This window comes from Streptomyces sp. MS19 (assembly GCF_047200595.1).
Classification (GTDB): Bacteria; Actinomycetota; Actinomycetes; order Streptomycetales; family Streptomycetaceae; genus Streptomyces.
Genome location: NZ_JBJZOH010000108.1, coordinates 1 through 428, shown reverse-complemented (window position 1 = coordinate 428; position 428 = coordinate 1). Strand labels below are relative to the sequence as shown.

Here is a 428-nt window from a genome sequence, read left to right as displayed (position 1 = left end):
GGGGAACTCGGCGTCAGGCAGGTCCTCGTCACCGACTACGGCTACCCCACGGCGCACACCTCGGGCCCGGATCTGCACACCACCGCCCAGCGCGCAACCGGCGACGCGGTCACCGTGGTCTACCTGGAACCCGACCCGATCGCCGCCGCCCACCTGCGGGCGGGCGCGTACCCGGGGACCGTGCTCCGGGCAGACATCGCCGCCGATCCGGTGCGCGCGCTCGCACTCGCGGCCGACGAAGGCGGGTACGACCGGGCGCTGCCGGTCTGTGTCCTGCTGCCCGAGGCACTGTCCCGCGCCGGGGACCCGGCCCGCATCCTCCGCACCCTCGCCCGCGTACTCACCCCCGGCTCACTGCTGCTCGCCGCCGCACCACCCGACCTGGCCCCCGTACGCCACGCCGCCACACTCGCCACCCACCACCACAT

1 protein-coding gene is annotated in these 428 nt (G+C 75.2%); it reads left to right on the top strand.

What is annotated here, in order from left to right:
• On the top strand, positions 1-428 hold a 428-nt coding region (locus ACL02R_RS30085; protein WP_412800126.1), incomplete at both ends, for an SAM-dependent methyltransferase.